The sequence below is a fragment of the Colwellia sp. KS18-150 genome (assembly GCF_057551365.1).
In genome coordinates, this window is record NZ_BAAJMC010000028.1 from 1 (window position 1) to 26,296 (window position 26,296).

Annotated in this window: 16 protein-coding genes; 8 read left to right on the top strand and 8 right to left on the bottom strand. The window is 38.6% G+C overall.

What is annotated here, in order from left to right; genetic code table 11:
- The 5 genes from AC27IF_RS18820 to AC27IF_RS18840 all read left to right on the top strand — a co-directional run.
- Positions 1 to 9,088: T1SS-143 repeat domain-containing protein (locus AC27IF_RS18820; protein ID WP_487055893.1), on the top strand; the 9,088-nt coding region annotated here is incomplete at its 5' end.
- Positions 9,082 to 11,244, top strand: a complete 2,163-nt coding sequence (locus tag AC27IF_RS18825) for a type I secretion system permease/ATPase (RefSeq protein ID WP_487055894.1) — start codon at positions 9,082 to 9,084, stop codon at positions 11,242 to 11,244. The genes AC27IF_RS18820 and AC27IF_RS18825, both read left to right, overlap by 7 nt.
- Entirely contained in the window at positions 11,244 to 12,542 is a 1,299-nt protein-coding gene (locus AC27IF_RS18830) for an HlyD family type I secretion periplasmic adaptor subunit (RefSeq protein ID WP_487055895.1), read from the top strand. The genes AC27IF_RS18825 and AC27IF_RS18830 overlap by 1 nt, the downstream gene beginning before the upstream one ends.
- 14 nt (positions 12,543 to 12,556) lie before the next feature.
- Positions 12,557 to 13,885, top strand: coding sequence for a TolC family outer membrane protein (locus AC27IF_RS18835; protein WP_487055896.1), 1,329 nt, complete (start codon positions 12,557 to 12,559; stop codon positions 13,883 to 13,885).
- Between the two features lie 2 nt (positions 13,886 to 13,887).
- Positions 13,888 to 14,511 carry an OmpA family protein gene (locus AC27IF_RS18840; RefSeq protein WP_487055897.1) on the top strand — a complete coding sequence of 208 codons (624 nt, stop codon included), beginning with the start codon at positions 13,888 to 13,890 and terminating at the stop codon, positions 14,509 to 14,511.
- A gap of 364 nt (positions 14,512 to 14,875) precedes the next feature.
- Here AC27IF_RS18840 and AC27IF_RS18845 read toward each other — a convergent pair whose 3' ends face one another.
- Positions 14,876 to 17,257 (bottom strand): fatty acid cis/trans isomerase, encoded by a 2,382-nt coding sequence (locus AC27IF_RS18845; protein WP_487055898.1) that lies wholly within the window; start codon positions 17,255 to 17,257, stop codon positions 14,876 to 14,878.
- A 281-nt stretch (positions 17,258 to 17,538) separates the two neighbouring features.
- Here AC27IF_RS18845 and AC27IF_RS18850 point away from each other — a divergent pair, with 281 nt between their 5' ends.
- A complete protein-coding gene (locus AC27IF_RS18850; RefSeq protein ID WP_487055899.1) occupies positions 17,539 to 18,084 on the top strand; it encodes a hypothetical protein in 546 nt (181 codons plus the stop codon).
- Positions 18,085 to 18,121: 37 nt separating this feature from the next.
- On the opposite strand, the gene AC27IF_RS18855 is transcribed toward AC27IF_RS18850, so the two are convergent.
- A complete protein-coding gene (locus AC27IF_RS18855) occupies positions 18,122 to 18,541 on the bottom strand; it encodes a VOC family protein (RefSeq protein ID WP_487055900.1) in 420 nt (139 codons plus the stop codon).
- 27 nt (positions 18,542 to 18,568) lie between these two features.
- Complete coding sequence (locus tag AC27IF_RS18860) at positions 18,569 to 19,189, bottom strand: NAD(P)H-dependent oxidoreductase (RefSeq protein ID WP_487055901.1); 621 nt, start codon at positions 19,187 to 19,189, stop codon at positions 18,569 to 18,571.
- Between the two features lie 165 nt (positions 19,190 to 19,354).
- Here AC27IF_RS18860 and AC27IF_RS18865 point away from each other — a divergent pair, with 165 nt between their 5' ends.
- Both AC27IF_RS18865 and AC27IF_RS18870 read left to right on the top strand, forming a co-directional pair.
- Positions 19,355 to 19,978 (top strand): helix-turn-helix transcriptional regulator, encoded by a 624-nt coding sequence (locus AC27IF_RS18865; protein WP_487055902.1) that lies wholly within the window; start codon positions 19,355 to 19,357, stop codon positions 19,976 to 19,978.
- Between the two features lie 102 nt (positions 19,979 to 20,080).
- Entirely contained in the window at positions 20,081 to 21,643 is a 1,563-nt protein-coding gene (locus AC27IF_RS18870) for an FG-GAP repeat domain-containing protein (RefSeq protein ID WP_487055903.1), read from the top strand.
- 57 nt (positions 21,644 to 21,700) lie between these two features.
- On the opposite strand, the gene nrdD is transcribed toward AC27IF_RS18870, so the two are convergent.
- From nrdD to AC27IF_RS18895, 5 genes are all read right to left on the bottom strand, one after another.
- Positions 21,701 to 23,473: an anaerobic ribonucleoside-triphosphate reductase gene (gene nrdD / locus AC27IF_RS18875; protein WP_487055904.1), complete on the bottom strand. Its 1,773-nt coding sequence runs from the start codon at positions 23,471 to 23,473 to the stop codon at positions 21,701 to 21,703.
- A complete protein-coding gene (nrdG, locus tag AC27IF_RS18880) occupies positions 23,460 to 23,960 on the bottom strand; it encodes an anaerobic ribonucleoside-triphosphate reductase activating protein (RefSeq protein WP_487055905.1) in 501 nt (166 codons plus the stop codon). Before nrdG ends, nrdD begins: the two co-directional genes overlap by 14 nt.
- A gap of 225 nt (positions 23,961 to 24,185) precedes the next feature.
- Positions 24,186 to 25,472: a sensor histidine kinase gene (locus AC27IF_RS18885; protein WP_487055906.1), complete on the bottom strand. Its 1,287-nt coding sequence runs from the start codon at positions 25,470 to 25,472 to the stop codon at positions 24,186 to 24,188.
- Between the two features lie 148 nt (positions 25,473 to 25,620).
- Complete coding sequence (locus AC27IF_RS18890) at positions 25,621 to 25,896, bottom strand: hypothetical protein (RefSeq protein ID WP_487055907.1); 276 nt, start codon at positions 25,894 to 25,896, stop codon at positions 25,621 to 25,623.
- A gap of 9 nt (positions 25,897 to 25,905) precedes the next feature.
- Entirely contained in the window at positions 25,906 to 26,262 is a 357-nt protein-coding gene (locus AC27IF_RS18895; RefSeq protein ID WP_487055908.1) for a hypothetical protein, read from the bottom strand.
- Between the last annotated feature and the right edge of the window lie 34 nt (positions 26,263 to 26,296).

A 26,296-nucleotide genomic window follows, 5' to 3' on the forward strand; every position in this document is an offset into this window, starting at 1 on the left:
CAGTCATGTTGATATTTTAGGTATTGCGAATAATGTTGAAGATGGACAAATCGTCATAGTCACTGTCAGTGACGGTATTTCAACACTTGAATTTACAACATCTGTTGAAGGTTATATTTGGAGTATTACGGATAATGATTTAACTAGTCTAAATGATGGACCTTTAACTTACTTTGCAACGGTAACTGATCTAGCAGGAAATGTGACTAGTGATAGTGTGGTTAAAGTTAAAGATACTGTAGCGAGCTTGGACATTAATATTGGCTCTGGAGTAGATGACTTTCTCACTAGTGAGGAATTAGGCTCAGTTATTATTTCTGGCACAGTATCTAACGTAGAAGCAGGTCAAATTGTCACTGTAGTCTTATTAAACAGTATTGGCGAAACTAATACAATTAGCACTGTTGTGGAAGACGACTTATCCTGGTCAGCAACAATTGATATGAGTAGCTATCAAGATGGTATTTTAAGTGCTGAGGCAACTGTGGCCGATGTGGCTGGCAATATCGCAGCGAACATTGATGAGGTAGTTATTGATACAAGTGCTGATATAAGCATATTTGTTAATACTTTTGCTGATCAAGTTGATGATATTATTAATGCTTTAGAAGTGCAGAGTGTTTTAATCTCTGGTTTGGTGGGTAATGTTGAAGATGGTCAAGTTATAACTGTTTCGGCTAGTGACGGGGTTAATCTTTTAGTATTTGAAACAGTAGTAGTAGGTTCTACTTGGACTGTGGGCGAACAAGATTTAACTAGCTTACAAGATGGCTCGTTGCAATTTACGGCTACCGTAACCGATGTTGCTGGTAATGTCGCCACCGATACCACGGTCAAAGAAAAAGATACCCAAGCAACAGTTACAATCGTTGTTGATAGTAATCAAGACACCACAGATAACATTATAAATAATCTTGAGTCACTTCAGGTGGATGCTTCAGGCATTGTTACTCACATAGAAGATGGACAAACGGTAACGCTAACGATTTCGGATGATGTTGATACGCTGACATTGACAACGCAAGTGGTGGCAGGTGCTTGGAGTCTGACGGATATTGATATCTCTTCTTTAGCAGACGGCACAATAACCTATCATGTCAGTACTGACGATGTTGCAGGCAACCCAGCAACCGCGAGTACCAGCTTAGAAAAAGATACTCAAGCTGCTGTTACGGTAGTCATCGATTCAGGTGATGATGAATTTTTATTGGCTGCAGAAATTAATCCTGTGTCAATTACCGGTACCGTAAGTCATGTTGAAGTGGGGCGCATTATCTCAATAACGCTGAGTAACGCCAATGGTGATACTGATACAGTAACTGCCGAGGTACAAGCAGACTTTACCTACTCAACCACGGTCGATGTGAGTGGCTATGCAGATGGTCTACTTACCGCAGAGGTGAGTGTTACTGATATTGCTGGCAATATCGCCACCAATTCAGATACTGCCACCATAGATACTACAGTGTTTATTGACATAGATACTGGCGGAAATGGTATCAATATCGCTGAATTACGTGCCAACAATATCAGTCAATTTGAAGGCACAACGGATGCTGAGGTTGGTCAAGAAGTTATACTAACTATTTCAGACGGTACTACTAGTAAAGAGATTGTTGGCGTTGTTGATGTTGCTGGTCACTGGCTAGTAACGGGTGTTGATATTGCAGGGTTAGCAGATGATGAAAACTGGCAAATAACGGCCTCGGTGACAGATTTAGCGGGAAATAGCGCCATTGATGATATGCCAAGTATTGATGTTTTACGCACCAGTACTATCTATGAAGTAATCGTCGCACTATTAGGCTCTCATACTGATTCTAAAACGTTAGACATAGATAATGCCGATGTTGCTTTTAGCTCAGATCAAAGCGTTTTAGCGAGCCTTACCTCTGATGGTCAAACTGTCACGGTAACGCTCGCTGCAGATGGTCAATCATTATCTGTGACTCGTGATGGTGATAGTGCTCTTGTGATGACGGTGGAAATTTTGCTTTCACAAGTGAAAGTTAAAGTGTATGAAGCGGTTGACCAACCCAATAATGGTAACCTTTTAGAAGTTAGTGCCTTAATCGAAGCGACACAAATTGATGATGACGGAACCAGTGAAACCGTTACTTTACCGGCTTACATTGATATTTATGATGCTCCGCCATTAGCCTTTAGAGATTATTACACCGTTATTGAAGATGAAACATCCACCGGGAGTTTAACCAGTAATGATTTTACGGCGGAAGGGCCCCTTAAAGTCACCTCAATTACTGTTGAAGGGCACGACTATGCCATTCCAGACGGCGGCAGTAGCATAATCAATTTAAGTTATGGTGAATTAACCGTAAGTTCTGATGGCTTCTGGCAATTCGTCGCCACAGATAACTTAGATAACAACCTACATCAAGCGTTTGATTTGGTTTATCATATTTTGGATCATGACGGTAGTACTGGTCGAGCTAAAGCCTTCTTTACCATAAACGATGGCCAAGCCGGCAATATGGACGATGTTGACTTTACCACGGCTGAACATGATACCGATGAGTCAACTGTCGCGAGTTTTGATTTTGATATTATTGCTGGCTCAGATACGTTAATGCCAGAAACCATTGCTTTTGATACTCAAGTCATTGATCAATTAACCAGTTTGGGATTAACCAGTAATGGTATTGAGTTAACGTATACCAGCTCAGATGGCAAAATAATTAATGCTCAATCTCAGGGAGTGCATGTCTTTTCACTAGCGCTTTCAGCGGTTAACAATGGCGATGACTTAACGGCTACCATTGATTTCTCACAAGTACGCCCGCTAGATCATATTTTAGACGACAATATTATCTTAACCTTAGCGGTTACAGGTGAAGATCTTGACGGCACGGTAATAAATTCTGGCGATATTACCTTTACCATTCAAGATGGAAATGACCCGCAGTTTGCAACGATTGGCAATATTACTTTAGAAGAAGAGCGGCTAGTTGCGGGGCCGCAATTTGGTAGCGCTGAAATTTCAACCTTAGTTGGCTCAGACAACATTACTGAGGTAATCTTCGCTAATAGCGGTAAGCAGCCCGAGTTGACTACCAATGGTGACGTCATTCTATATCAAGTAAGTGCTGATGGCAGCATGTTAACAGGGTATACCTCTGATATTAATAACCCCATTTTTGTCGCGCAAATAGGCACCAACTTTAATCCTAAAAATGACACCTTTGATGAAAACTATAGTTTCACTTTATATCAAACGTTAGATCAAAACATCAGCAGTGATATTCCGCTACAAGTTATTGTAAAAGATTACGATGGCGACAGTACAAAAGCCACACTAGATATCACCATTATTGATGATGAGAGTGCTAGTCTAGCGACTCCAGATTTATTAGTGTCAGAAATCCCTGTTGATTTTAGTCATGCTACCAATATTGATTTAGGGGATATTATTAGTCAGTCAGGTACTGACACCATTGTTGACCTTGATTATGATGTCGTCAATGGCGCACCAGTACTTGATAGTAATGGCGATGCTCTTACTCAAAATGGTCAAGTAATTAGTTGGCTAAATATTGGCAACGGCACGTTAGAAGCTAAGCTCGCAGATGGCACAATAGTTTTCACTGTTGAAGTACCTAATACTTTTGCTCAACCTCCAGCAACAAACAATGTCACATTTACCTTATTTGGCGCCGTTGATCATCTGGCCTCACAATCAGATAGCCTTATCGTCAATATTCCTATCGCTTTAATTGACCAAGACGGCAGCCATATTGTTGATCAAATGCATGTTCAAATTGATGATGGTTTAAATCCTGAATTAAACTTCACTGATGCTGGTGCCTATCTTGATGAAGGGGATTTAGTTAACAACACCAGTGTCACTGGCTTTATTGGTATGTATGACTTAACGACGGGTAGTGACGAGATCACTGCCGTAACGTTAACTGATAATTTCAATTTTAGCGGCGTCTTTACTAGCAATGGAGATAATGTCAGTTTATCTGCCATACCTGATGTTAATAATTGGTATAAAGCAACCGCTGATAATGATAACAGTGAAGTGTTTAGAATTCGTTTTAATCTTGATGGAACCTATGATTATCAGCAATCACAGGCCTTAATGCATCCAGATGGCGATGATGAAAATATATTAGGGCTAAATTTTGATGTACAAGCTGTGGATGCTGACGGTGATAAATCAGCTAGCCAAACCGTCACGGTTGCCGTTCAGGATGATGTACCTACAGGTACCGTTATTGATACAGCATTCGCAGAAGGTGATGTCATTAACCTTGATTTACTTTCACAAGAAAATGAGGGTGCTGATGGCGCAGTCATTACCCAGGTCACCTATTTAGGTGTTGATTATATCGTTGATGCGTTAAACGGCGTTACTTTCGATCTTATCGATGACCAAGACGCAGAAAAATACGCTGAAATAACGATTAACGCCGATGGCAGCACGGTTATTGATAGTAATGAATTTGATTATCCTGATGAGCACTACCTAGATCAGCTTACTTATTTGGTGGTTGATAAAGATAACGATAGTGTCAATAACATTTTAAATATCGATGTGCGTGATAATGACGGAACCATTATTGCCTATGACCCGACAATGAATGAAGATGATTCAGTCACTTTATTATTAGTGGCTAATCCTGGCGATATTGATTTAGGTGAATCCGTCACTGAAATTCGCATCAATATTGCCTCACTTAAAGGGGGCACTCTAACCTTAAATGGTAACCCTGTCCCTGATGATGGCACTGATTACATTCTTTCTGGTGCGTTATTAATTCATGCTGATGGCTTGGGTATTTTAGCGGAGGGTAGTGCGACACCTAATGGGAACTTAGTCTTTACACCATTACTAAATACCTCGGATGCTATTGCCTCACAACAAGTAACCATTGGTATTAGTACACAAATTGAAGAGGCTGACACCACTCAAAAACCGCTGGTTGTTAGTACTATTAATGTCTCTATAAATTCGGTAGCAGACATGCCTGTTTGGGATAACGGTATCTCGGTTTTTGATTACAACCCAGCATTTAATGGCTCTATTGTAGAAGATGGCGGCTCAGTAGCATTAACGCTAAAAGCAGACTTATTTGATAGTGACGGTTCGGAGTTGCTTACTTTTAGAATTGAAAATATCGATGCAGATCTCACTTTAACTTATACCGATGGTGGTACAAAAACCGTAGCGGAAGGTAGTATTCTCACTCAAGCGCAATTAGAAACATTAATGGCTACTAGCGCTGAAAATAGTGCCGGCTTAATGACATTTGAAGTAGTTGCCATTGCCACAGAGCAAGATAATGGCGATACCATTGAACATGGCGCGCAGTTGGTGTCAATTAATGTACAACCCGTTGCCGATAAACCTGAATTGACTGTGAAAAATATTCATAGCGACGAAGATGTTGCTATTAATGCCAATGAGATTATTTCAGGACAGCTAAGTGATACTGACGGCTCAGAAACCTTGAGTTTTGAATTAACCTTGCCTACAGGCTGGACATTAAATGGTTTAAATGGCGCAGTGGTTACGGATCTTGGTGGCGGCGTTTGGTCGGCATTATCTAGCGATATTATTGCCGATAATGTACAGATTATTCCATTAGCGGATATCAGCTCCATCAGCGGCAATTTTACTATTGATGTGCAAGCAGTTGCTGTTGATAGTATTACCGATGGCGTGCCTGTGCAAGGTGGTGAAAATCGTAGCGACAGTAAAACCTTAACGGTTATTTTACAAGGGGTCATTGATGCGCCAACCATGGCAGCGAGTGCTGATTGGTCGTTTGACGCGAATAATCTAACGATTACTAACACAACTACTCATTTTGAAGATAATAATGTGCCATTAAACTTTGAAATTATTACTTCAGATGATGATGACTCAGAAATTATTAGCTTAACCATTACCGGCTTTCCAGAGGGAGTTAGCTTAGTTGATGGTGTTGGTGATGATGCCAATTTAGAGGTAGTAGGCATCGAATCAGGTTTACCGGTTTATAGTGTTACACCAGCACAATTGCAAACGCTATTTGTTAAGCCAGAAACCGATTTTAGCGGTAAAATAAATTTACAAATCACTGCGATTACTACTGAGCCAGACGGCGATAGCGGTGAATTCCCAATCGAATTAGAAGTTGTACTAAATCCAGTTGTTGATGAAAATGCTGCGTCATTAAATACCAGCTCTGAAGGCCTTGAAGATAAGCCAGAAGTCATTAATTTTAAAACCTTACTTAGCGCCGATGATGATGGTAGTGAGTTGATTACCGCAGCAGTTATTACTGGTATACCCGCAGGCGTTATTTTAACTCTCGATGGTTCAGAATATTTTGGCAGTTTGGACCTTAGCATCTTAGCGGCTTCACTAAATTTAACCCTAACACAACTGCTAGACAGTGATCGTTTAGCAATGCTTCCACCCGAAGATGCTTCTGGCTTTTATCAATTAGGCATAGATTACACTATTGTCGATACTTCCGATGAAGGGGATTCAGCGCCAGAGACTTTTTCTACCACCATAGATATCACTATTGACGCTGAAGTGGATTTATTAACTCGCTTTGTTGTGCCACTAACTCCTTTGGTTAGTGCTGATGGCAGTGCCATTGATCTAACCGGCCAAGTAGGCTTTACCGATGCGGATATTGATGGCTCTGAAGTACTCGATTACGTGGTACTTATTTTACCTGATGGTGATGGTTGGTTAGTGACTCATCCAAACGGCGCTATACCTGACGGAGATGGTCGTTGGTTAATTCCAATTGACAATAACCTCACCTCGGACTCAGTGCAGGAAACAAATGTCGATGTATTAGCAGGCGTTACTATTATTAGTGATGATGCTACTGCTGGAGCAGTCACAATTACCGTCGCCGGACATGTACTTGATCAGACCGACCAAGATGCTATTTATGCCGATTTTGATGTTCAGTTTGATGTCGGGGCAGCTGATTCAACTGCCAGCGCAGTGCAAACATTACAGTTGAGCGCTATTGATGGTGTCGAAGATCAGGTGGTGAATTTTGCTGGACACCTAGATAACGATATTGCTGGTGATGGTAATGACATAATTAGTTTTAGAGTGCTCGCTGCCGACTTACCTACCGGTGTAACATTAACCGGTAGTGATGTTCAAATTGTGCATGACGCTAGTGGTACAAGAGTTTTTGAATATCTATTTACTCAGGCATCTATTGCCAACTTAAGTTTAAGTTCAGCTGGCGAAGATTATGCCGGGGTACTTGATATCCCGATCCGCATCATAGCAACGGATAGCCAAAGTGGTGATACCTATATTGATGATTCACAGTTGTTACAGTTGGACATTACGCCGGTTGTTGACGGAATATCTTTGGTTAATGATACCGCAATGCAAGAAGATGTGCCTGAGTCGTTAGATTTAACGGTGAATTTTTTAGATTTAGATGTGTTACCTGCAAGTGGTGGGCAAGAAAGTATCTTAATTGATGCGGATGTAAATAATAATCTGACCATTACTTTACTAGATGGCGGCACACTGATAGATCCAAGCGGCTTCTTTGTTTTAAAATCAGGCACTACAGATACCTGGCAATTTACCGGCACAACACAAACACAAATGTCGGCAGCATTAGAGTTTATGAGTTTACAGCCCATTGAGCACTTAGCGGGTGATGCTGTTTTTAGAATACAAATGTCAGGAAGTATCTTAGACACCGCACTCATGCTAAGTGGTGAATTAGCGGTTAGTGATACTTTTTCACAAGTCATCAGTATCGATGTTGATGCGGTAACAGATCCTGCCAATTTAACGACCTCAACTATAGAAGGGGATGAAGATACTGGCATTGACTTATCCTCGTTATCAGCACAATTAATCGATCAAGATGGCTCTGAGACTTTATTTCTTACCATACAGGGCGTTCCTACTGGCGCTGTTATTGCTACCGATGTGGATGGTCACGGCGGTGCACTACCCGTGCCTGTACCTAATAATGGTGTCGATGGTGGAAGCTTTGCCGGTCAACCTACCTTCAGTTGGACGGTTACCCCTGCACAATTGGCTAGCTTAGTGTTAATTCCACCTCTAGATTTTAATGGTGATATACCACTCACTTTACAAGCCATTACTAAAGATGAAGAACCGGGTGAATATTTAACCACAAGCGCTGAGTTTATTGTTGGTGTGAACCCGATTGGTGATGGTGCCAATGTTTTTGTTGAGCCAAGTGTGAGTTATGCAGGACATGAAAATGAAATTGTTACCATAGATTTAGGCGCCATAAGTACAGATACCCTTGGTGATGAGCAAATTCAAATCAAGGTGAATATTAATGCTAGCTCTGACGCTTCAGCCTTGGTACACCTGTTTTATCGTGCCAGTATTGATGTGATGGGTGAAAAAGCTCGCTTCCTATCTGATGGCTCAGGCGGGTATGTAGCAACGTTAACCATTGCCAGTAATGATATTTCTTCTTTTGACTTGCATTTAGGGGACTTAGCCTGGGGCACTCTGAATATCTCGGTTGATGTTGCTACGCTTGATACGGCAATAGTTAACGGTAGTACTGTCTCTGATCTTAGCGCACTAGAGTCATTTGCCTTTGATGTCGAACTATCGCCAGAAGCAGATGCTCCAAGCTGGATAAGTTATGCTGATGTGTCAGTAACAGAGTCAGATAACATTGCATTGAATTTAGAAATCGCCTTACAAAACCCTGCGCCTGGTGAAGAAGGTTATTTAAGAGTGAGTGGTTTAGAGGCGGGGTTAAGCTTAAATCACGGTAGTCAGCAAGGTGGTGATTGGATTGTGGATTTAGCGGATGTTACTAGCCTATCGGTAGTTGGCGCTAGTGAAGGTGATAATTTTGACTTAACACTAACACCATTTTCCACGCTAGATAATGATTCTGAAGATGGTGCAACACATATTATTACTGTTGATGTTGTTGCAGGTATTAATGCTGAGCCAAAACCAAATGAGCCAATTGCTGATAGTCAAAGTCAAGATGATGTATGGGCAAGTAATGTCAAAGATGAATTTTTAGCTGAAATACTTACCGAGATGGGCAATGCCACACAAGGTACAGAGTCATGGTAACTATTGAGCAACAGAACTTTGTGCAATTAAGTCAGGTTATTAGTAAGTTCTATAATTTACCTATGTCGAAGCAACAGTTATGTGTCGGTTTGCCTGAGGGGAAATTAAACACACAACATCTTGAGCAGGGCTTAGCAAATATAGGTATTAATGCTAGCCGACAAAAAAACAATTTATCGCAATTACTTTTACCTGCACTTGTGCAAGATGAAGATGGGCAATTGCTATTTATAAAACAAAAATCTAATCAAGAGAACCACTCACACTGTTTTATGGTGGTAGGCCTAACACAAGATAACAATGAAATTGAATTGACGTTATCGCAATTAGCGGCAAAAAATATACAAGCCTGTTGGTTATTGTCGAATAAAAACCTCATGCAAGCTCGTGGTAACTTTGTTGCCGATAAGGCGCAGCACTGGCTTAAACCATTAATCAAAGAAGTTAAGCCGTATTATGGCGCGTTATTACTAGGCTCATTCGCAGTAAATATTTTGGCGTTAGTAATCCCATTATTTACTATGAATGTTTATGACCGAGTGGTACCTAATGCCGCAATTGATACTTTGTGGGCGTTAGCCATTGGTGCTTTAGCTGCCGTTGTTTTTGATTTTTTACTGAAACAAGCGCGGACACAACTAGCCGATGTTGCTGGCAGAAAAATTGATGTTATGGTGTCAACTCAACTGTTTTCTAAAGTAATCGGCATGAAGCTTGAGAATAGGCCGCAGTCCAGTGGTGCTTATGCTAAACAAGTGCAAGAGTTTGATAGTGTAAGGGAGTTTTTAACTTCTGCAACCTTGGTTTCTGCCATTGATTTACCCTTCACGTTATTGTTTTTAACTTTAATTGCTTGGCTAGGTGGTTTTATGGTGTTGATCCCTATTACCGCCATGGTAGTTATTCTATTGGCTGGCGCATTACTAAAAAATAAACTCAATGTTTGTGTTGAAGAAGCCTCAAAGTTATCCACTCAAAAGCAAGCGTATTTGATTGAGTATATTAATCAAATGGTAGAAATTAAGCAGTGTAATAGTGAAGGAAAAAGTCAGCGAGTATGGGAAGAAACCGTAGGTCAATTATCTGATTGGCAAAATCGTTCACGTACTATTGCAACTTCATTAACGCATATTGTCATGAGTATGCAGCAATTTACCACCATTGGCTTAATTGCCGCGGGTGTTTATCAAATTCAAGCGGGCAATATTTCCATGGGTGCCTTGATTGCCATGGTTATGATCAGTGGTCGCTCAAGTAGTGCCATCAGTCAAATAGCATCACTTATATTAAAATATAAGCAAACCGAACAAGCTATGGAGTCGGTTAAGTCTATCTTAGCATTACCACAAGAAATTAATGAAAAGGCCATTGATGAATTTGTTGAAGTTACTGGCAATATTCGCTTAGCCAAGTTGTCATTTAATTACCCAGATCAGACGCTAGAAACATTAAAGAACATTGATTTAGAAATAATTCCGGGTGAAAAAATTGGCTTATACGGCAGCGCAGGCTCAGGAAAATCGACACTTTTATCTATATTGGCGGGCCAGTATTCTGCGACTAAAGGGCAAGTCTTTTATGATGATATTGAGCTTAAACAGTGGCCCATCAGCTCGATACGTAAACATACGGCTTGGGTTGCACAAACACCCAGCTTGTCTTATGGCTCGGTATTAGAAAATATCGTTCAAGGCTGTGAACATATTGCACCTAAAGCGCTATCACAAGCGATAAAGCACAGTGGCATTAATGATTTTGTTGATAGGTTAGAGTCTGGACTGGATAGTCAGGTGGGGGAATTCGGTCGTTGCCTATCTGGAGGGCAACGCCAAGCGGTCGTGATCGCCAGAGCCTTACTTAAAAATGCTAGCTTGATGTTTTTAGACGAGCCCACTAGTGCTATGGATGAGAAAAATGAGCGTAGGATTATCCACAGTTTAAAGAGCATCTCGAACAGCACCATGGTGATTGCCAGTCACAAGCCTGCGGTATTAGCTATTTGTGACCGAATTCTGGTGATTGAAAAAGGAGAAATTGTCGCTATAAAAACTCCGCAAACGCTATTTGGCATGCCCAGAAAGAAATTACGCTCTGTGACGGTTAAGCCTCAAGATATTGAAAAGAATATAGCTGTTAGCAAACAGGGTGAAGAGTAATGGCTGAATTATATGTCAATCAAGTCGCTGCAGCTGATAAAGCGAAAAAGCTGGTGTGGTTGGTATTTCTTACCATAGTGATCACCATAGTCTGGGCAACATTTGCAACCTTGGAAGAGGCTGTTGTTGGTCAAGGAAAAGTCGTTCCTGCACAAGCCGTACAGAGTGTAGAAAATATAGACGGTGGTATTTTACAAGCGGTATTAGTGACTGAAGGTGAACAGGTTTCTCAAGGTCAGAAATTAATTTTACTGGAAGATATTCGTTTTTCAGCGGCGTTAAATGAGTCGACACAAGAGCAATTATCACTGAGATTGAAAAAGTTACGGCTGGCAGCAGAGCTTAAAAGCCTAGTAATTGAATCAGACTCGGTCATCGTTATTCAGCAAAGTTTTCAACAAACTGATTTAACAGAGCTAGAAAAGCTGCAAGTAGGTTATAGCTATGAGTCTCGTTTAACTCAGTTAAAAGGTCAGCTAGTTCATAATAGGCAGGCAGAAGAGCAACAACAGCAAGCCATTAATGAGCAAAAAGCGCATATTAATAGTTTAGTTAGGCGCTATGCACTGTTGACGAGAGAAGTAAACTTGACCGAGGAAGTAGTCGCTCAAGGGGCTGTTGCCGAAATGGAGTTACTGAAATTACAAAAAGAGCAAGTAACCATTGAAGGAGAAATTGAGCAAGCTAAAGCCCTTAACTTGCAATTGCTTTCTGCCAAACAACAAATTTTTGAAGAGCGCAAAGCCATCGCCTATGAGTATTTAGTGCGGGCAAGAGCAGAGCTTGATGAGGTCACAAATAATCAAGCCAAAATGATGGAAAGTGCAAAAGCGTTAAAAGATAGAGTCAATAAAACGCAAATAATATCGCCAGTATCAGGAACTGTTAAAAATATTATCACTCGCTCTGTGGGTGAAGTGATTGAGCCAGGGCAAGCCATTATGGAAATTGTTCCCCTCGACGATAAGTTACTGGTTGAAACACAAGTGGTGCCACAAGATATAGGCTTTATTCATAAAGGTATGAAGGCCATGGTCAAATTTACTGCTTATGACTTTGTCATTTATGGTGGATTAATAGGGGAAGTTGTTTACGTTGGTGCTGATGCTCAACAGCTAGAAGATGGTACTACCTATTATGAAGTGCATGTGAAAACTAAAGAAAACACATTAGCTAACCGAGCGATCATTCCGGGTATGCAAGCCAATGTTGATATTTTAACAGGAAAGAAAACCGTACTACATTACTGGCTGAAACCGCTATTAAGAGCGAAAGCCAACGCAATGAAAGAAAGGTAACAAGGAAAATACAAATGCGTAATTATCTCATTATTCCACTACTGATTGGTTGTAACACAGGAGTTGAAGCATTAACTTTAGAGCAATCAGTCGCGCAGGCAATGATAAATAACCCTAGGTTATTGCAAAAATATGCTCGATTTGAGGCCAAGCATAAAGACAAACGCGCTGTCTTTAGTGATTATTTGCCACAAGTTTCACTCTACGCCGCAACAGGTTATGAAAAAATCACGCAGAATAATGGCCGTGATTTTGATTCAGAATTAAATCGACGAGAATTAGGATTGAGGGTAACACAATCATTGTTCTCCGGATTTGAAACGGTAGAAGACGTAGCTCGTCTAGATTTTGAAGTTAAGGCGGATAAACAAGCACTGGCTTCAGAAGCTGAAAATTTAAGTTTAGAAATAGCACAAGTTTATATTGAGTTATACAAAACTAAGGGCATTATCGAGTTATCTGAGCAAAATGTTGATGATCATAAAAAAATTCTCGTTGATATTAAAAATAGAACGGATAAAGGTTTAAGCAGTGCTGCTGATGTAGCTCAGGTTCAATCTAGACTCGCAACATCTCACTCAAGTTTACTGGCAGCAAAGAATAATTACTTTGATTTAAAAGCAAAGTATTACGACTTAGTGGGTAGTTATCCTGAAGAGTTACATATGCCTAGACCAGATAAAACCTATATGCCAAGTTCACTTGAGCAAGCTATTGAAGTGGCTAAGAAAAATCATCCTGAAATTAAAGCCGCGATTTTTGATGTTAACGCTGCAGACAAACAAATTAGCCGAGAAGAAGGAAGTTTTTGGCCAAAAGTAGATTTGCAGCTTGATGTCAACAGTGATGACAATACCGATGGTTTTGAAGGGCCTGACGATGATGGTCGTATCATGTTGTCGGTAAGTTACGACTTGTACTCTGGTGGTCGAACAGTGGCGAAAACAGAAGCGGCAGCATGGCGAAAAGAAGAAGCTAAAGCTATTCGTGATAATACGTATCAACAAGTCGTAGAAGGAACAACATTGGCTTGGAATGCTTATAAATTCGTTGGCGAGCAAAAGAAATTCTATCGCCAAAATGTTGATTTTGCTACGCAAGCACAAGAGGGATATATGCAGCAATATGTATTAGGTAGACGCTCTTTATTAGATGTTCTGGACTCAAAAATAGAACTTTTTGCGGCAAGAAAAAACTTCTTAAATGCCTCTTTTGAAGAAAGCTCTGCCAGTTATCGATTAATCAATGCTACAGGCAAACTGATTGAAGAGTTGCGAGTAGATACCCCCGAAGCTTGGCAGTTAAAAATTAACACAAATAACCAGCAAGAAGAGGAGAAATAGTCATGACTTTATCCTTTAAAAAATTGTTTTTTGGTGTGTTGTTAGTCGTTTCCTTAAGCGCTTGTGTTACTAATCCTGAGCTTTATACAGAGCAAGACCCTCAGCCCGAGCAAACACGCGATTTAAACGATATTGATTTAGATGGCGTCATTAATGAGCGAGACTTATGTGCAGATACACCAAATGATGCAGTGATCAATAACGATGGTTGCCCAGAACTCACCGGCAGACCAAAAGTAAAATATCGTGTCATATATTTTGGCTTTGATAAAAGCACGTTAAGTGAGAGTGAAACAAAGCGTACGATTGAAATTGCAACATTTTTAAATAAATACCCTGAGACAAGCTTGTATTTAATTGGTGATACGAGTGATGTTGGCAGTGAAGAATATAATCAAAAGCTGGCGATGCGTCGTATCGATAGTGTGCATAACTTACTGCTTGAGCATAAAGTAAAATCGTCACGATTAAAAAAAGAAGTGTATGCGTTTAAAAATCATTTACCGGACTATTTAAAAGGCAGACAAACACGCTTAATTGCTGTTTTACAGTGGCCGGATGATTATAAAGACTACGAAGTTGAATGGACTATCTTTACGGAAAAGAATAAAAAACTACTTAATTAGTGACAATAATATAAAAGTGGTCTCACATTTAATGAGGCCACTTTTTCAAAGAGACGCTAGCTTTCTTTGTCTTCAACTTTTTGCTCTTCTGATTGCTCTTGTTCTTTTTTCTCTTGATGGTTTTCACCACCACATCCACCACAACAACCCATAATCATCTCCAATAAACTAAAATTAATTTGATTAACCTGAACTCGGTTTAAGAGGTTATTAAGTCGTTCAATTTGAATGACAAAATATTATCCATAATCTCTAGCTGTTAGAGAAACATGTGTTAGGCCTAGCTCAGGTTAGATAATAATACCCGAGCGAATAACTCAGGTATTTGATCGGGATCAGTGTTTATCAATGTAATGCTATCTTGCTAGCGGTTTTCTAGGCGATTAAAGTCCAGTAAGCCAGCTGCGTCTGCTTGGTTTACTTTATACCAGCTATGTAACCTATCAGCGAAAGCCCAAAAGTCTTGGTGGGTACGGCGAATAGCAAACCTATCTTTTAATTGACGATAGTCTGCTTCTGTTTTAGTTAACTCTACGGCACTAACAAATTCACCAAGTTCAGCTTCTGAAACCATGAAAAAAGCATTAGGGTAAGTGCCGACTATTCCTGCAGTAACTGTTAAGTAGTCTTCTTCGGGGATACGTCGCTTATCTTCTGAAAATAAGTGTGCAACATTACTGTGTGCGCTGTTATTGATAAGACTATAAACAACATCACCTTTATCTCCTGTTACCATCAAATAACTTACTTGTGGTAACACAGCAACGCCTAATCCTTTCATATTATTTAGCCGTTGTAATTTATAGTCATTAATACTCATTTCTTGATTGCTCAAGTTGAAATTATTGATGCCTGCATTTTGGGTATGATTAGCGATTAAATTGAGTAACTCTTGTTGCGGTTGCTCAGTTTTATACTGGATATTTGTTTCAGGAATTTGTTCATAATCGTCTGAAAAAATATAATCTTTGACTGTGTCACTGGTATCTCTATACCAATATTCGTGGATACTACGACGTTTATTTTTTGGTAAAAAAGCAATGAAATTACTTTCAGCTTCCATTCGTAAAAAATCCATATATAAACGCGTTTTCAATTGATGACCAACATTGCCATAAACATCAAAGCCGGCAACTAGTAAATAATGAATGCGCTCTAATAATGGATAAGTAATCAGCCATGCGGTTTTGGGCGTTTGACCAATAAATCCTTGCTCGACTGTGGCACTATCAAAATGGCGAAATACCGTTAAGGTGGCATTTGGATTACCGTTGCCAGGCCATATTAGATCAAGATCTATATCATTTTGGTTAAAGCCTATTTCTTTCATAAAATGAAGCTTGTTTTTAAGATAATCCTGCTGTCTGCTAGCGTATGAACGCCAATAAAGTAAAGATAATGTCTTGTCACTGGTGCTTGCGGGTAATTGTAATAATTCAGAGTTATCTTCAATAAAGCCTTCACTGTGGTAGTTATCTATATAACTAGGATCAGTGAAAAGTACCCAGAAGTGATCTTCAATAACATTCAACGCCACCTGTCCTCGACATACTGGTCCCTTGATGAAATTCATGATCGAGAACTGTGCTTGCTCTAATAGAAAGCGGTAACGAAACTTAGCTGGAATTGCGCTAAAAGTAATAAATGGATTTGCTGAAGTTTGCAATTGGTAATCGGGTAATTCAGTTACTTGATAATTAGGCTCAATAAACAATTCATGCAAATAAGTTTTCTTAGCTAGATCAAAGCGGTAAGGCATATACCGTTTAGCGATAATAGTATTGTTGTTTTTAACTAAGCGATAAAATACGCGAGGTGACCCTTTAGTTGCTTTAGCTCTAGGATAAGGTGCATCAAATGGTCGTCGGCTATTAATTATGGTAATAGGCTCTCCGGGTGGAGTTGAGGATCTGACTAATTTAAAATAATTATCGGTAGGTTGCTGAAAATATAAATTAGCGAGATATAAGTGCTCATAAAGGTAGCGAGAAACTAATTGCTGTTTCTTTGTTGCACTATTTAACCACGCCTCCCATTGGTTAATAATCACTACATCATCAGGACTCGTTGCTGGTGCTTCAGGCAATAATGCACCATTTTCTATCCAAGTTGTGAGTGTTTGGTGTTGTTCATTATTTAACGCGGGAAGTGCGTAAGGCATGCCTGCTAGAGGGTAGTTGGCTTTGTATTTTTCAAATTCTTCTATGGTGGGGCATTGTTGGTTTCTGTCCAAAGCGAGATCAAAACTGTCGTCAAGTAAAGGCGTTTCAGGTAATGGATGTTGCTTTTTAAGTTGTAACATTTGATGCATTAAGCCGGCATTTTTATTTGCCAAGGGCTCTTGTTGGCGCTCGTTTAGCACACTGAAAAAGCCTTGTTGTCTCATTTCAGTTAAGGCATCGCTATCGAGTTTGGTCTGGGTACTTAAACTGGTATTTACACGCGCAGTTAATAATCGCTCACCATTGTATACTTTTTCTTTGCTCGCCCCTCGCTCTAAACCGGCACGACTTTCTAATTTCAACTGACAAGGAGCATCGAAGCAGCCGTGACAAACAACACAGCGGTTTTCAATAATTGGCTGTACATGCTCAGTAAAGTGAATAGCTTGCTGTTTGGTAATCGTAGGTGCTTGCATACGATTTTCAACACTTGATTTACCATACAGCTTGTCATACTCCATCACACCTAAAGTGGCACAACCAGAAAATAAGAGTATGAGTAACACGAGGTAAATTTTGCGCATAGTAATCCATTAGCAATATAGCTGAGTAGTAGGCTGTTAACTTGTTAAATTTTAAAGCGGTTAATTAGCGCTGTAAAGTTTGTAAATTTATTTCTGATAATTTTAAAAACAACAAACAAACTAAGTTATTGAATGTAGTGTGTATTAATTGTTATCTAATGGGAGTTGTTTCAGTTTACTTACAATTTGTATACCTATTTACAATTAGAAAAGCCTGTAAACAGCTTTTTTACTTACAATTACCTTAATTAAAGCAGGTTAAGTATAACTGAGAGTAACATATGAAAAAATTTACAGGGTTGTTAGGTTTTGCAATGTTGACATTATCGCTAAACACTTTTGCCGTAGAGAGTGAGCAATTAATAAAAGTAAATGACTATAAAGATCAATTGCGCGATGCTTTTGTACACTATCAATCAGAAAATTATCAATTAGCTTTGCCTGCATTAGAGGCAATGGCAAAACATGGTGAAAAAAGAGCTCAATATATAGTAGGCACTATGTACTTAAACGGCCAAGGAACTGAGCAAGATCTTACTAAAAGCTATGCTTGGCTGAAAGTGGCAAATGAACAAAAAAATAACCAATGGAAAAAACCGTTACAGATGTTAGATGAAAAATTACCTGCTGAGCATTTAGAAAATATTCGTTTAGAAGGTGATACGTATATCAACAAATACGGTGTTAAAGCGCAAAACTTAGTTTGTCGCAAAGCAAAGGTTTTAGGCTCTAAAAAGCGTAGTCACGAATGTAAAAAATCAGAAGTGCAAAAGGGCTACTATTTTGTTTCTGCACCATTAGAAACGGAAAAGTTAGCCCTAAATTAGCATATCAACTTGATATGAGTAGGATTGATTATTCATCTTACTCATATCGATTTCTTAAGGCCGGTAAATCACTGTGGTATTGCACAAACTCAACTTCGTAACCATTGGGGTCAATAAAGTAAACATTTGAACGATACTTATCTTCAGCGCCGGCTTTATCTATTGGGAATCCTGCCGCTAATAAACGTTCTATCACACTGTTAATATCAGCTGTCACAAAGGCAAAATGCGCTAAACCAATTTGATGACCGGTTAAATCACGGTTTTCACCTACTCCATCATCATTAAAAGCTAAATATTGATAATCATCGCCAAAATGTATCCAGTTTCGAGGTTTACCATACCACTTTCCTTGACCACCCCCTCTTACCTGCCAATGGGGGAACGCCGCTTGATAAAAAGTTAACGTTTTCTCTATATCACTAACTACTAAATTTACATGTTCTAAAGTAATCATTTTACTCTCCTTAATTGAGTATTTGGGTTACATGCCATAGGCATATTGTTCTTCGTTTTCAAAAGGTTGGTTAATCAATTCTGTTCGTAATTTTTTTAGTGCCTTGCTGTACTTATGTAAGGTATGAAGGCTGTAATTGATCCGCTGTCTTATTTGAACATCACGTTTATTTCGAGAAGTAGTCGTTTCTACACAAGGGTTTAAAACATCTTCAACATTTCTAATGATTAGGTGATCGGGTATAGCGACTAATTTATTATTTTTGAAAGCATTCATGCGTAATTCCGCGATGGGGTAGGCACCACTAATACCGTTAACGACAGAAATGAGAAGCGCAGGTTTATGTGCCGTATCTTGACTAGCGCACATAAGTAAAAAGTTTTTTACTATTGGGGTAGCCATTCCGCCCCACTCAGGTGTGATAATAATTAAGGCGTCGGCACTGTGTAAATGTTCATTGATAATTGTCCAGTCGCTAGATGCGGGTAATTTACTGTCTTGCTCACCATCCCATAAAGGTAGATTAAATTGACAAAGCTCGAAATGGACAATGCTTTGATAATCTCTTGCTGTTTCAGCAATGAATTGAGCGACTTTAGCGCTCTGGGATTGTTGTCGCTGGCTACCACTGATAATAACTAATTTCATAAATTCGCCTTATGTAAATATTTTTATTTATTTAATATTAAGTAAAGTAATCTCTTTACTTAATATTGTCAATAGTAAGCAGCATATAAAATAAATTAAAAAGTTTACTTAATGCTGTTATGGGCGATAATAGAGGCATTAAATACCTGCTAAACAGGATTAGTAATGAAAACTCATGACAAAATTATTGAGTTGCTAAAAACTCATGGCCCATTGACGGCCAAAGTACTAGCCAGTGAGCTAGGCTTGACTACCATGGGCGTTCGTCAACATATGCTGGCTTTGGAGGAGTCAGGTGAAGTGATATATAAAGATGAAAAAGCACCTCGAGGTAGACCGACTCGTTATTGGTCACTCACAGATAAAACCAATAGCCACTTTGCCGATCGTCATGATGAGTTAAGCGTGCAGTTAATTGATTCCGTTATTGCCGTTTTTGGTGATGATGGCTTAGATAAGCTTATTGCCAATAGAGAAGAATCGTCGATGCGTATATACAGATTAGCGCTAGCAGATAGATTTGGTGTCGAAGAAAAGCTAAATATGTTAGCAAAAGTTCGAACTAGCGAGGGCTATATGGCGACGGTCGCTAAAGAGGGCGAACATTTTTGGCTGTTAGAAAATCACTGTCCTATTTGCGCGGCTGCAACTAAATGCGTAAATTTTTGTCGAAGTGAACTACAGCTATTTCAAAGCTTACTTCAAGATGATGCGCTAGTAACAAGAGAAGAGCATATTATTGAAGGGGCAAGGCGTTGTGCTTATAAAGTAACGCCTATTATTGAATAACTTCTGTTTTGTATAATAAATATCTACTTACAATTTCAAGTAGTTAGTTATTGGTGAAATCGAGGTAAAGTTAGCTAGATTAAAAATATAAAAAGGAATGTTATGCTCTATCGATTATCTTGGTGTTTACTATTAAGTTTAGTAACCATCTTTAGCTCATCAATTTTGGCAAAAAGTAGCCAATTAGTTGGCACTAAAGTCGCGTTTGAAAATTATCAAATTACTGCGCCTTTTAAGGTCAGTCTACCGGTTATGATTGTTGATGTTGTAACAACTGAGCAGTACCCCGCCGATGAACTTGTGATCATCGGTGAAGATGAGCAACAACAAACCTGGTTAGCTGTGTATGTTTTTCATGAAAAAACGAATCGCTTTTTATTATTAGATAAATTGCAACTAGAAGAAAAATATTTTGCCTTTGATGTTAGCGAGAATGAACAAGGCTTATATTTTCTGGCTAAAAATGAAGTGGCTACTCTTCATTATGTCAATCATTTAAATACAAGTACCGAAGTTGAATCCGGCCTTGTTATACAGCATAAACAACAAGTTAACTCGATATTTTTACTTGATGAATCTAGCTTTATTATCAAAAAAGACTTTATTCAAGATGTGAATAAAGATGGCCTAGATGACATTATTCTAGCTGACTTTCAGCAAACTAATATTTGGTTAGCGGCTCAGGATAAATCCACATTTAGCTATCAATCTATTCCAGTAAATAGCCAAGCTGAGCTTAGTCGTGAAAGTGTTAACTTTAAACCGACAAAGCTATTTCTAGCCGATCTTAATAGCGACTCCCAACAAGATATTGCTTGGATATCTCAAGGTACAATTAACTTTTTCAGTCAGCTTAAACACGGTGAATACTCTTCAGAGCCAGAAACACTTACCTTAAATAATGAGATTTATGGTTTGAATTGGTGGCAGATCAGAGAAGCGGATGGCCAAAGTTTAGACCAAAGTAATTTAGTACACAGAGTTGTGGAACAAATAAAAGATATCAATGGAGATGGTTTAGTTGATGTTATTGTTCGGTTCACGCAAAGCTCAGGGGTATTAGACAGAACAAACAATTATGAGTTCTACTTAGGTTTTCACAACAAAAATGGTCAACTTGAATTCCCGAAAATCGCCGACACAACTATAGAGGCGGACGGTACTTTAACGGGGTTAAAAATTATTGATGTGAATAATGACAATAAGTTTGAAGTACTACTTTCTTCTTTTGAGTTAAGCGTTAGTAATATTATTGGTGCGTTATTATCAGGAGGAATTGATCAGAATGTGCTGCTATTTTCGTTGAATGAAGATGATATTTATGAAGATGAAGCCTTTATTAGCAAAGAAGTCGAATTAAGCTTTAGCTTAACCTCAGGGCAAAGTGGTCAGCCGATAGTATTATTAACAGACGTTAATGGTGATGAATTAGAGGATTTGATCCTATCTGCAGATGAAGAAAAAATTGACATATTTCTAGGTCAAAATAGCGCTAGACTGTTTAACCGAAAAGCCAGCAAACATGAACTTCCACTACCTAAAAATGGCGCTTTATTTGAACACCATGATATTAATCATGACGGTAAAGAAGACTTTATTATGCGCTATGGTCGCTTAGATGATGAAAGTATGGCTAACAAAGTAACCATACTTATGGTGAAGTAAATTAAGATCTACAGACCCTAGTCTAAGAATGGAACTTAGCTGCCGTCATTATCCTGATTATCTGTGGTAATGACGCAAAGCATGTTCCTTTTGCCGACCTTGGCTGAAAGCTGTGACTCGCTTTAAATAACCGATAACGCGAGTGCCATGATCAATATCAATACTGCCACAATGTGCACACTGCTCAAGTGTGCGTTTATCAATCGCTTCACAAGCATTGCAAATAGTAATTTTAATATTGGTGCAAAAATAGTTGCAGCCAGTGGCTGCAGCGACATTGAATAACTTTAAATAGGCTTGGCTTGATAGTGCCTCATCAAGGTTTAAGTGTAAGGCTGAGCCACCATCAAGGTAGCGAGTTATTTCTTGGCCATGCAATACAAATTTATCTAAATGATTGGTGTCATTGTCTTCAACTAAGTAAAAGTAAGAGTTATAACAGTCTCGATTAACTTGATAGCCATCTTTTCGATCCCATTTGGCGTTTTTAATCCCTAAGTTTTCAGCAGGTACAAACTCAGTGTTAAACATGTAGCCATATCGTTTTTTGGCAGCTTGGTTTGCTTGGTATATTATCTTAAGTTTACTACTAACAAAATCTTTATAGGCTTGATTATTACCAACCGTAATATTTGAGAATTCAGCGGCTTCTGCCATGCCATTAATGCCAATAGTCAGAAATTGTTTGTCGAGGGAAATAAAACCAGCATCGTAAACAGATAATGCCCCTTGCTGTTTATATTCTTCCATTAATTCACGATAGGCTACTTGGTATTTTTGAATTTTTTCTATCTCTGTTTGCAAATCACGCCCGTCTTGCACCAAGCGATTCATGTTTAAGGTAATAACATTAATTGAACCCGTTGCCACGCCACCCGCTCCTAGCGTGTATGAGAAAGTGTTGTCGGAAATCTCATTGCGCAATCGGCAACATGAAGCGAGTGAATCGGCGCTGTCGGATAAATAGATGAAAAATGAATTACCTGCCGATTTTTGCTCGGCTAACTGTAGGGCAAAATCTTGATCTTTACATTGACCATTTTCAGTTAACATGGCCGCGGTAACCACAGGAAATGTTAATACTGATTTCTCACGCTCTTGGTTTAACCATGTTAAGAAAAATTGTTGTAAAGATTCGACAGTTTTCCAATTTGGTTTAGTAAAGTCTGGGAAAACAAACTCACCAAACATAGATTCAAAATAGTGCTGGTCAAATAATGAAATATTCCAAAAGACACTTTGATAGCCACGGGCTGCAGCAGGTTGGTTAATTGCATAGACTACATGCTGTAAGTGATTCTCTATTGCAAACTTATGGGAGTTTAAGTATTCATCGCCATATTCAAGACGAGCAAAGTAATCGAAATAAGTTAAAAACTCTACGGTCGCAACGGCGCCTGCAAATTGTGCAGAAATAGCAAAAATGAGGTTAACAAAAGAGCCACAAAAAGACTCTAGATGTTTTGGTGCTTTAGACTCGCCACCCAGCTTGGTTAAACCATCGAGTAAGAATGGATACATACTAATGGAAGTACAGTAAGGTTTTAAGCTAGTCTCATCATGCACATAGATTTCATGATCTTCAATTTGTCTTAGGTACTCATCGGCTAAATCGTTGTTAAAAATGTCACGAATTTTATCTTGAACCAAACCTCGATTAATTTGAACAAAACAATCTTTAAGAAGCTCAGCTTCTAATGTGGCTATATTTTTATGACTAACATTAGCGTTAGCATCCATTTTTGAACCGTCAGCAGCATTTTGTGCTAAGAAGTATTCATGGATGAAATTCTTTTTATTATCTATTTGTTGTTCACTAAGCCGTAACATTGTTGACTCCTTTAGGGGGGTTGGTGTTTTGATTTTTTATAAAGAGGTGGTTGAGTTTTTCACCGCTAATAACATTTCGAAATACTTGGTTTGTATTTGTGCTTTCTAAGCCACCCAGGTTGGCTTGCCATGCACCTGTTTTCAAAAAGTTAAGGTGTTGAGTTATGTTTATGTCTATATGTTTTTCCCCAGAATATAAGCATGTTTTTAGACCAGAATTTTGGGCAATAAGTAATTTTTCAATAAGTTCACTTTGATGCCACTCACCGCCAAAGAACAAGATGCAGCTGACAAGACCGTGGTACTTTTTAAGCCAAGCAATAAAGGATTTGTTTGTTAGAGGAGTGCCGTATTTTTCATTCCACAGCTCTGTGCTATGACAGCCTACGCAGCCGAGTTTGCAGCCAGTAATGCTAAAGCACAAACTGATCTCGTTAGGAACTTCTTGGAAAACAATCGTTGGCGGAAGAGTATTGAAAATTTTCATGTCTATATGTTGTGTTTATTTTTGTTGTTGACACAATATATAGTATTTGTTGGTTTTTGTTAGTTGATTAAGATCAACTTTGTTCTATAGAGTTTGCAATTAATAGTGTTATTTACTTTATATTTTTGCAAATGTATTTACGGCAAAGGAAATCATTTGATGAGTATGATTTAATCGGTACTGATTCTGTCACCGATCAAATCAGTTGGCATGGTTGCTAAAATGCTAGATTTTAAATTGGTAATTAAATTTTGCACCTGCGTGATCAGTATCAATTGATATTTCACCATTGAGCTTTTGAGTAATTAAGTTACACACAATCGACATCCCTAAACCAACACCACCCTTTTTTTTAGCCGTAGTGTAAAAGGGGTCAAAAATGTGTTTTTGCACTTCTGGTGACAAGCCAATGCCATTATCTTGATAGGCTACTTTAATTAAATCATTTTGTTGAGAAATGTTTATGACAATATGATTATCATCAATATTATTAAAGCCATGGCGTACACTGTTAGTAATTAAATTGGTTAGGATTTGTGCATGAACACCGGGGTATGTTGCGAAATTTATATTGTCATCTGCGACTATGTCTAGTGAAGCTTTTTTAGTTTTCAATACTGAGTTCAGTGTCGATACAATTCTCAGGTAGTACTCTTTTATATTGATAGTCTCTATTTCTAAGTGGTGTTGATCGGCGGCAGTTTTTTTAAAGTCCTCAATTAATTTTTTAGCACGTGTTAAATTACTCCCTTGCATGGATAGTGCTTCGTCTACCGCATGACAATAATGCTCCATATCTTTCATGCTTAATTGCTGGCTAGCTATTTTATTTGTTAACTGCTTATGTTCATCAGTAATAATACTGTGCGTTGTAATGGCAATACCTAAGGGGGTATTTACTTCATGAGAAATGCCAGCGACTAAACCTCCTAGAGCCGCCATTTTCTCTGATTCAACCAATTGTTGTTGTGCTTGTTGTAATTGTTCAACGGTTGCTGAAAGTTCTAACGTACGAGATAACACTTTTTCTTCAAGGGAAGCTTCATAATTTCTTCGCTCTAGTTCAGCAGCAATACGCCCTGAAAACACTTGAAATAATGTCACTACCTCTTCATCATCTTCTAAAGGTTGTTCATATAAGGCGACAATAATTCCCATGATGTTTTGTTTTGAATCTAGCAAGGGAGTACCGAGATAAGCTTCTATTTTCATATCAACGAGCAGTTGATCTTTGGGGAATAGGGCACAAACATTATCTCGATAATAACAAACTGAATTATCGGCAACATTCGCGCAAGGTGTATTTTCTAATGAGTATTCAAAATTATCTGATATGCTACCTTTTGAAACAAGAGCAATAGTTTTGGACAGCAATTTATCAGTATCAAGTATTGCGATAAAGGTATAATCAGCGGCAATTACATCGTCTAGGGCTAGAGTGATGGCATTAAAAAATTCATCACCATAACTATTTGATACCGCTTCGATAATTGTGCGGATATTATTATTCATGATAGCGGCTACTTGGCATTATAATTGGCCCTCCAACTAGTAACTATGGCATAGAATGTAATATTTGCGTTGTTTTCTGCTTTAAACTTATGTTTTTGACTTATTCTCAGCTTATGAAGTACAAGATTTCAATTAAGAATAAGCAATTTTAATTGTTAATAGTGTTATCACCATCAAATAAAGTAATGAAAAACTCAAACCATTGCCGTTTTACTTCATCGTCATGCTCTTCATCTCTTTTGTTTTTTCTATCCGCCATACATTTATCGAAAAGGCTATCAATCGATTGAGTGTCAATATTCTTATCTCCGTAGCTGATGGCGTTACAGTCCCTGGTATCGGTAGATACCTGTGAAGTGGGTGATGAGGAGCAGGCAGAAATATTAATAAAAAATATGATAATAACTATAAATTTCAGTGGCATTTTAAGACCTTAAACGGGGTATACATTCATAAAGAATGCCGGTAAGAAGAATATTGATGAATACACCATTGAGCCCGTAACTAGTATTGCAAAACTATAAAATATAACTTGGGTAAAATACACTTTAGGTTGAGTAAATGCACTTGCGTTAAACGAGTATATCGCTAATCGATACTTTGTTTTAATGACAAACCATTTACTTGCAAGCCAAGTGAGCGTTGGTTTGTAGTAAAGTACTAAAAAAGCAAAAATAAATTCCATTCCGCCTATTTCTGCCATCAATATTAATTCAGGCATAAAGGGGACGAGCGCCGCCATCAGTAAAGTAAAAACTATCTTTTGAATACGAGTGAGATCGTGCCACATGATAAAGTCCTTTTTTATATTGCTAAGTGTTGGC

Excerpts from the sequence above, each read along its gene's own strand:
- AC27IF_RS18825 (WP_487055894.1), top strand. The coding sequence starts at position 9,082 with ATGGTAACTATTGAGCAACAGAACTTTGTGCAATTAAGTCAGGTTATT.
- AC27IF_RS18830 (WP_487055895.1), top strand. The coding sequence starts at position 11,244 with ATGGCTGAATTATATGTCAATCAAGTCGCTGCAGCTGATAAAGCGAAA.
- AC27IF_RS18835 (WP_487055896.1), top strand. The coding sequence starts at position 12,557 with ATGCGTAATTATCTCATTATTCCACTACTGATTGGTTGTAACACAGGA.
- AC27IF_RS18840 (WP_487055897.1), top strand. The coding sequence starts at position 13,888 with ATGACTTTATCCTTTAAAAAATTGTTTTTTGGTGTGTTGTTAGTCGTT.
- AC27IF_RS18845 (WP_487055898.1), bottom strand. The coding sequence starts at position 17,257 with ATGCGCAAAATTTACCTCGTGTTACTCATACTCTTATTTTCTGGTTGT.
- AC27IF_RS18850 (WP_487055899.1), top strand. The coding sequence starts at position 17,539 with ATGAAAAAATTTACAGGGTTGTTAGGTTTTGCAATGTTGACATTATCG.
- AC27IF_RS18855 (WP_487055900.1), bottom strand. The coding sequence starts at position 18,541 with ATGATTACTTTAGAACATGTAAATTTAGTAGTTAGTGATATAGAGAAA.
- AC27IF_RS18860 (WP_487055901.1), bottom strand. The coding sequence starts at position 19,189 with ATGAAATTAGTTATTATCAGTGGTAGCCAGCGACAACAATCCCAGAGC.
- AC27IF_RS18865 (WP_487055902.1), top strand. The coding sequence starts at position 19,355 with ATGAAAACTCATGACAAAATTATTGAGTTGCTAAAAACTCATGGCCCA.
- AC27IF_RS18870 (WP_487055903.1), top strand. The coding sequence starts at position 20,081 with ATGCTCTATCGATTATCTTGGTGTTTACTATTAAGTTTAGTAACCATC.
- nrdD (WP_487055904.1), bottom strand. The coding sequence starts at position 23,473 with ATGTTACGGCTTAGTGAACAACAAATAGATAATAAAAAGAATTTCATC.
- nrdG (WP_487055905.1), bottom strand. The coding sequence starts at position 23,960 with ATGAAAATTTTCAATACTCTTCCGCCAACGATTGTTTTCCAAGAAGTT.
- AC27IF_RS18885 (WP_487055906.1), bottom strand. The coding sequence starts at position 25,472 with ATGAATAATAATATCCGCACAATTATCGAAGCGGTATCAAATAGTTAT.
- AC27IF_RS18890 (WP_487055907.1), bottom strand. The coding sequence starts at position 25,896 with ATGCCACTGAAATTTATAGTTATTATCATATTTTTTATTAATATTTCT.
- AC27IF_RS18895 (WP_487055908.1), bottom strand. The coding sequence starts at position 26,262 with ATGTGGCACGATCTCACTCGTATTCAAAAGATAGTTTTTACTTTACTG.